Genomic DNA, 7,382 nt, shown 5'->3' with positions numbered 1-7,382 from the left:
AGGGCGAACTGAGGAGCGCGCAGGACCTCAACCGTGACGTCGAGACGCGCCTGCGGTCCCTGCTGGCCGAGGCCGGCGTGCACGGGCTCGTCGACGACGGCGAAGCACTCGGCAACGACCGGGCCGCGATCACCGGCGCTTTGCGGCGTGCGGCGTCCTTCCAGAGCCGGCGCGTCACCGACGACGAGACACAGCGGGGCCGGGAACTGGAACTCGGCCAGCAGGCCGGCACTCTGAGGCGCCAGCTACGGGTCATCGCCGAGGAACGTAAGCTCCTGACCGACCTCCAGGCCCAGGAGAGCGGCTATACCAGCGCGGTCGGCCGCGGTATGTCCCGCCTGTCCGCGCTCCACCTCGTCCCCGACGCATTCCCCGGCGAGGAATCGTGCCCGGTGTGTGGGTCGGTGCTGGACGAGCCCGATCCGACCGTCACCGACATGCATGCCACCCTGGGCGACCTCACCCGGCAACTGGACGCGGTCCACGCCGCACGCCCGCGCCGCGAGCACGCCCTGCGGGAACTGGACCTCCAGGCCGCGGAGATCCGCCAGCAGCTGCGCGGCGTCGAAGGCGCGCTGAGCGTCATCGCCGAGGAACGCTCAGCCACGCCGGACTCCTCGCCCATCCGAGACCCAGGCCTACACTCGCGGCCGATCGACGCCTACCTCTCTCAGATCGACGCGGCCGGCCCGGCGGCGACCTGCAGCGCCTGGAAGCCGACGTCGCGATCGCCCAACGCGTCGTCACCGGACTCGAAGCCAACTCGACGGCGACGACGCCGAGGACCGCCTCATCCACAGCCTCAGCTACATCAGCGGCAAGCTGACCAGTCACGCCGCACTGCGCCTCGAACACGGCGACCGCTGGTGCGCCTCGATGTGAAGAGACTGACCGTCGTCGGGACACCCCACAGGGCCGACGGAACTGTTGCGGATCGGCAGCGGCAGAACTGGGTCGGCTACCACATCGCCGCCACTCGCCTGCACCAGTACCTGGTCGCCAACCAACGGCCCGTCCGCGGTTCTGATGCTCGACCAGCCGACCCAGCCTACTACCCTCCGACATGGCCAAACGAAGCGGTCGCCTCGAAGACATCACCCTCGACGAGGACCGAGAAACCGTCAAACGGCTCTTCGAACTCATGCATCAGGTCACCACCAGCCTCTCCCCGGCTTCCAGATGATCGTCAGCGACCACGCCAACCTCCCCGACCCTGGTTCCAGGACTGCGTCCGCTACAACTGGCGCGACGGCGAAGCCCTCATCCCCAGACCTGGATCGACCAGCACTCCGCCGGTGCCTGACCCGTGTGAATCCCGCCTCCGCGGCACCGGGCTCCTCCACTGCCGGCGCCCCTGCCGCCACGACGCACAGAGCACCAGACAGGGGAAGGAGGGTGGCCGCCTGGCCTTGCTCCGTGAGCATCCGGCCGGCTGACAGGCGGATCGTGAACCGAATGCCCAGGACTTGCTGGAAGAGATCGCTGCGGGCGTCTGAAGGAAGGCGCTCGAGAGCACCGGGGGAAACGGTCATGACCGACCCGCTGTCATGAACTCCCGGCGGCCGATTCGATCACGGTGCGCAAGCGGTAAGCGAGACCCCCTCGCGAACCCGCACCCACGCCACCACGGCCGGGCTCGGGCCAGCGCCCCGGAGGTCATCAACAGCCGTGCCGTCGCCGCAGACGTGAAGACGCGATCCCCGCGCGCGCAGGGCTGACACGGTGTGGCAACCCGGCTCCGACGCAAGGCCCGCTCGTCCCGCAAGTGCGGGGCCGGCACCGGCGTCGAGGCCGTGTGATCCGGGGCGAGGCTTCTCGCTGCCACCCGTGCGAGGCCGACACCCCTGGCCGAGCCGTCCACCGCACCCGGGCCCCGACCGTCACAGCCCTGCCCGTCGGGCACCGAGGAGCCTCTCCCGAACATCTACCGGCCGGCGCAAGCCCCCTGCCCCGGTAGCCACCGCCCGTGCGCCTCACGGGCCACCACCAGGAGTACCCGGACGAGCTCCTCCCGGCACGAGCCACGCTCCTTCATCGCATGGCAGTTGGGGCACAGCGCAACCATCTGCGACGGATGGTCACGCCCACCCTCCGCAAGCCGCCGCACGTGGTCCACCTCCAGGATCGCCCGGCCGTCATCGGTGCAGTCGACGGGCTGACCACCACAGCCAGGGTTCTCGCAGAACCCCTGGCAACGAAGCAGTACAGCCTCCCGGGCCTGCGGGATCCGCACCGGGTTCCGGCTCACCGCATCACGCCGCCGGCCGGGGAGAGCGGCCTCGCGCCGCTCCACGTCCGCCACCAGCGTCCGGTAGCGCTCCACGGCCTCCGCGGTGGCGGGTTCCCGTGCCGCAGGCCGGGGTTCCGCAGGCTGCGGAGCCGCACGCCGCACCGCAGCGTCCACAGTGAGCGCACGGCCCTCGCACCGCTGGTGACGGCTACGGCCCGGCGTGGTCAGCCGTTCGCCGCACACCGGGCAGATCCTGCCGGCCCTCTCGGCCACTGGCGGGCCGGCTCGGCGCGTGCCGGCCCGGGTACGCCGGTGGAGCGGGGGAAGTGTCGGCACGGAACGGCCGACACTTTCGCGCGACGGCGGCGAATCCTGCGCACGGGCTGCGGTGAGCGGAATGGGCCACTCCACCACCGGCTCCCCTTGAGGCGGGGCTGCGGCACCGACCGCGCCGGAACCGGACGCGGCGGCAGGGTCCGAGCCCGGCCCGGCTCCGGCTCAGCGGGCCGCCGTCCCAGGCCGAGCCGGGCACCGTGCACCAGGAGCTCGTCCGCGCGGACGATCCACTTGCGGGCGCGGCTGCGCGACGCCAGGTGCTCGGCCGGCGGGCACCCGTTCGACTCCCAGCGCACCGGCACGTCCGCTGTCACCGAGACCGCGCTGCGCTGCCGGTCGAAGCGCACCTCGCACCCCGGGCCCAGGATGTCCAGCAGGTCGTCCTGCTCCCGGCGCAGGCCCGACAGGACCTCCGCCCGCCGTTTCCCGTCCCCGGGCGCCCAGTACGGCCCGGTCAGGGTGAGCGTGACCCGGGGCCGGGATCCGCGGTGCAGCGAGACGAGGACCGTGAACCACCGGGTGCGCCGAAGGACCACACTGCGTCGGTCGCTCGCCCAGACACTGGTGTAGTCGCCGACGAACTCCAGGAAGTCGTCCTCTTCCACATCGGTGGGCCTGTCCTCGATCACCGCGACATCCTATGATCCGCCCGACGAGCAAGCCGACGGCCCCGAGGGATCAGGCGACGCACAAACTTCGGGCCGGCCCGGACCACGTTGAACCTCCTCCCGGCCGCCCCGGAGAAGCATGACCGCTCGCAAGGAGCCTGATCCGGCCCGCGCGGAAGCGAGGCACCTCGCGCTCCACGCATCAGCCCTCCGCCACCGGCCGCACACCGCGGAGGGAGTGCTGGAGCGGCTGGACGGTGTCCGGCTCGACGCCGTCACCGCGGTCGCCCGTACCCACCGGCTCGCGCTGTATCGCGGGCTCGAAGGCCGTGTGCTTGCGTCGTCGGTGCGGGTCCGGCCTGCGGCCCGGCGCAGGAAGTCCTGGGCCATCGCCCCCGGAGGGCCCTTGTACTGCGGAAGCTCTCACCGGGCTCGGGATCATGATCGGGTGATCTCGGGCACGCCGGCGTGGTCGAGGAGCGCAAAGAGGCCGGCAATGGGTCCCGTGCGGGCGTCCGGCATGGTGGTGGTGACGATCAGACGCTCCGCGGCCCTGGAGAGACCGACGAAGAAGGCCCTCTGGCTTTCGATCGGGTCTCGGCTGTAGGCCCACCACTGGTTCTCGTCGAGGCCGAGGAGGAAGACGGTGTCGTACTCGAGGCCTTTGCTGCGGTGTGCGGTGAGCAGGACGATCGCGTCGGCGGCCTCGAGCCCCTCGAGGACATCGCTCCATTCGGCTGCTTCGTAAACGGCGGCGTCAAGGCGGGCTTCGAACGCCTCGGTGATGAGGTCGAGGTCCATGGAGGGAGTCGTTGCCTTCACGTACCGGCGCAGCGCGGGTGCGTCGAGGAGGTCCAGAAGGTGTCCGACGACGGTGGCGGCCGAGGTGGCCGACGGCGGGTTGGCGTGCAGCCAGGTACGCAGTTGAGCGGTGAGGCGGGGCGAGGTGTTCGCCGGTGTGGCGTTGAGTGGCTTCGTCGTCGCCGGATCCGTGGATGCGGAGCATGCCTGCCGAGGCCTCGCGCCACACGGGGGGCCAGGCCGTTAGGCCGGTCGGCGAGCCGGAGCAGTCCGAGGAGCAGGCAGGCGGTGTCGTTCTTCAGGAGATCCTGAAGTGTCACGGGGCGATGCGGGCCGCGACCCGCGCAAAGCCGACCGCGGACTACTGTTGTCGCTTCTGTGCGGGTTGCCGCCTGCACCGGTCCGAAAGGGACGGAATGAGACCATTTCACCAGCCGCTCGTCTCCGCCGTTGAGGTGGAGGAGCTCTTCGGGCTCTACAGCTATGAGTTGAGTTTCGGCGTCGGCACGAGCTCAGACATGCAGAGCGATCGCCTGACGCTGATCTACGGGAACAACGGCAGTGGCAAGACCACCATTCTCAAGCTCCTGTGGCATACGTTGTCCCCGTCCGACTCTCATGATCATCGGGCTGGCATTGCCAGGACCCCGTTCAAGTCGTTTATCGTTCACCTCACCAACGGGGACGTCATCCGGATCTCCAAGCTGAACGGGCTTCTGGTCGGGGGCTTTCTCGTCAAGGTGACGACGGACGGAGTGCCCCGGTTGGAGCAGCTGTACGTCGAGCTTCCGAACCGCGGTGACGTGATCGCCGTCTCCCCGGAAAGCCTGTCGGCTCCCGGGCCGTCGCAGGAAGGGCTCTTCGACGATCCGCAATCCGGGCCGCGCTGGCACGGCGACCCGATCCGGCGTCAACGGGAGGTCGCTTCCAGACGACGTGTACTGGGAACGGACAACGCGTTCGTCGCCTACCTCGAGAAGCTGAACGCCGCCCCGTATCTCCTGGCCGACGACAGGCAGATCTACGGGGATACGATCACGTCGCAGCCCGACAGGCGTCCGCGCTATGAGGCGGACTATCGGCCGCCGCCCAGACTCGGTGTGCAGCAGGACGAGGGTCCTGGCGGCGGGGTGGCGGCGGAGCTGGCCAATGCGATCAGCCGCGTGAACGCGATGATCCAGAGGAAGGCGCTCGCCGGCAGCGTCCAGGGGTCAAAGGGCTCCAACAGCGCCTACCTCGGAATTCTGCAACGCGCGGCGTCCACCGACCTCACCAAAGCCGACGAGAGGACTCGCGAGGAGCTCATCGAGAGCCTCGACCAATTGGCGGAACAGAGCCGTGAGTACAGCAGGTACGGTCTACTTCCCTCGTTCGAGCGGGACCAGTTCGTCGAGGCGGTCAAAGCTGTGCCCTCGTCGAAGATCGGTGTGGTCGAGGACGTGCTGAGCCCCTTCATCGATGCGCAGCAGGCGCGGCTTGAGGCTTTGGCGGGGACCGTCAGCCTGGTCCGCACCTTCACGACGGAGATGAATCGGTTCTTCAACAGCAGCGGGAAGGAGGTCACCTACAGTCGCGGCCGCGGACTTCAGGTCAGGCACGTGCCGGGTCGCATGCCCAGTGCAATCGGCTCCCGTAGCCGGAACTCGGGTCTGGGCGGGAGCCTCTTCCCGGAGCAGTTGTCGTCCGGAGAGCGGCAGATCCTCCTACTCCTACTCAACACTCTTCTCGCGCCCGGGAACACACGGCTGTTCCTGATCGACGAGCCCGAGCTGAGCCTGAATGTGAAGTGGCAGCGGCAGCTCATGGACGCGATGCTGGCCTGCACCGAGGGCAGCCAGGTCCAGTTCATCGTCGCCACCCACTCCATCGAGGTAGTGACCGGGCACCGCAGCTCCCTCGCTCGGATGATCTCCCGTCAGCGCGAGCCCGAGCTCGACCTGGAGGAGGAAGGTCAGGCCGACGGCGAGGCTTGGGAGTCGGAGGAGACAGAGCAGTGACGCGGGACGGGGAGATGGAGCTTCGACGCCGCCCGGAGGAACTGGCCACGCTGTACTTCCTGGAGCCCGAGATTCGGGACGTCATCGTAGAGGGGCGCGGCGACAGAAACTTCTTCACCTGGTTCGTCTCCGAGACACCGTCGCGGGGGCTTGTCCGGGTCTATGCCGTCTCCGACCGCGTGGACCTTCCGGACTCGGAGCTGATCAAGTACGGCCTGTTGACCGGGCAACGAAGCAGAGTGCTGCACCTGTCGAACGTCCTGTCGGAGCTGGGAGTCGACTCCGGGGCGGCCCGCCTGGTGATGGACGCGGACCTCGTGAGCATCGGGCTCGACGCCGACGCGGAGAACGACCTCCTCCTGCGCACAGACTTCTCGGCGCTCGAGGCCTACGCGTTCAACGAACGGACCATGAACAAGCTTCTGAGGATGGGGCTTGGAGCGCCGGAGACGGTGACCGCCGCAGACGTCCTCACGGCGGTCACACCGGGCCTGGTGACGCTCTTCCTAATCCGCGCCTGTCTGCGTGAATCGGGATGCGGAGCAGCTGTTCCGAACAAGGCCTTCGAGAAGATCTTCTCGGCCACGTCCTTGCCCATCACTGTCGGCGAGATATTCCAGGACGCCCTGAACGGGACCGGGAAGGCGGAACGCGGCGCCACCACGAAGGAATCACTCCTCAAGCGGTTCGGTGAGCTCGAGAAGCTCGTCACAGGCGACCCCCGGCACTTCGTCAACGGCCACGACATCAGCGAGCTCGTCGTTCAGTTCCTCAAAGCGCGCTGCAAGTCCGTCTTCAACCGAGACACGACCCGGACATACCAAGCCGGCCCCTCGCTGGAACTGCTGCTCATGGGAAAGGTGGATCTCAACGACCTGCGCCACCCCCTGTTCGAGAAGCTGGAGCAGTGGCTGCGTGAGAGCAGCTGCCCTGATAGCGCTCCACCCGTGTAGGACCGGCGTGGGCGGGTCGGCCCTCGGCCTCCGTCCTTGATTCGCCCTGCCGACCCGCCGCTCCGGTTCAGCCGCCCGCGGGAATGCTTCGCCCCTCTCTCCGGGGCGGGTCGGCTGCGGTACGCCCCCGTCGGCCATGCACACGGGAGGGCTTCGCGGGACCGGTGCGCGGGGCTGTTCCGGGCGAGTCTGGGCTGACCGTCGCCGACGTGGGCACCGTGCACGCACGCCTGGCAGTGGTTGTCCGGGCGCGCCGTGGCCTCTCCACGCCGACCGGGTGCCACGGGCTGGCCTGTCCCGCTCCCCCCAGCCGGCCGCCGCTGCCCTGGCCCGCCGAACCGGCACAGAACAGCGTCTTAAACAGCTAGAGTCACAGGTCAGGAAATGCCGTCCCCGCACATGCAGGGCTGACACCCCTACGGCGAAGGCAGCGTCGTCTACCTCGGAACCGTCCCCG

General features: G+C 69.0%; 4 protein-coding genes and 1 pseudogene. 3 read left to right on the top strand and 2 right to left on the bottom strand.

The window, feature by feature from the left end:
* Window positions 1-1,436, top strand: a pseudogene (locus tag BLU95_RS43545) (hypothetical protein); the annotation flags it as partial.
* Between the two features lie 488 nt (window positions 1,437-1,924).
* Here BLU95_RS43545 and BLU95_RS45740 read toward each other — a convergent pair.
* Complete coding sequence (locus BLU95_RS45740) at window positions 1,925-2,233, bottom strand: HNH endonuclease (protein WP_353653596.1); 309 nt, start codon at window positions 2,231-2,233, stop codon at window positions 1,925-1,927.
* Window positions 2,234-3,612: 1,379 nt separating this feature from the next.
* On the bottom strand, window positions 3,613-3,975 hold the full coding sequence (locus tag BLU95_RS41145) for a 3'-5' exonuclease (protein WP_093858165.1): 363 nt from the start codon (window positions 3,973-3,975) through the stop codon (window positions 3,613-3,615).
* A gap of 203 nt (window positions 3,976-4,178) precedes the next feature.
* Between BLU95_RS41145 and BLU95_RS41140 the strand changes: the two genes are divergently transcribed.
* A complete protein-coding gene (locus BLU95_RS41140; protein ID WP_159424673.1) occupies window positions 4,179-5,972 on the top strand; it encodes an AAA family ATPase in 1,794 nt (597 codons plus the stop codon).
* Window positions 5,969-6,925, top strand: coding sequence for a hypothetical protein (locus tag BLU95_RS41135; RefSeq protein ID WP_093858167.1), 957 nt, complete (start codon window positions 5,969-5,971; stop codon window positions 6,923-6,925). The genes BLU95_RS41140 and BLU95_RS41135 overlap by 4 nt, the downstream gene beginning before the upstream one ends.
* Window positions 6,926-7,382 lie beyond the last annotated feature (457 nt).

Origin of the sequence: Streptomyces sp. TLI_053 (genome assembly GCF_900105395.1) — a bacterium.
Classification (GTDB): domain Bacteria; phylum Actinomycetota; class Actinomycetes; order Streptomycetales; family Streptomycetaceae; genus Kitasatospora.
This window is presented reverse-complemented; position numbering and strand designations above follow the sequence as displayed.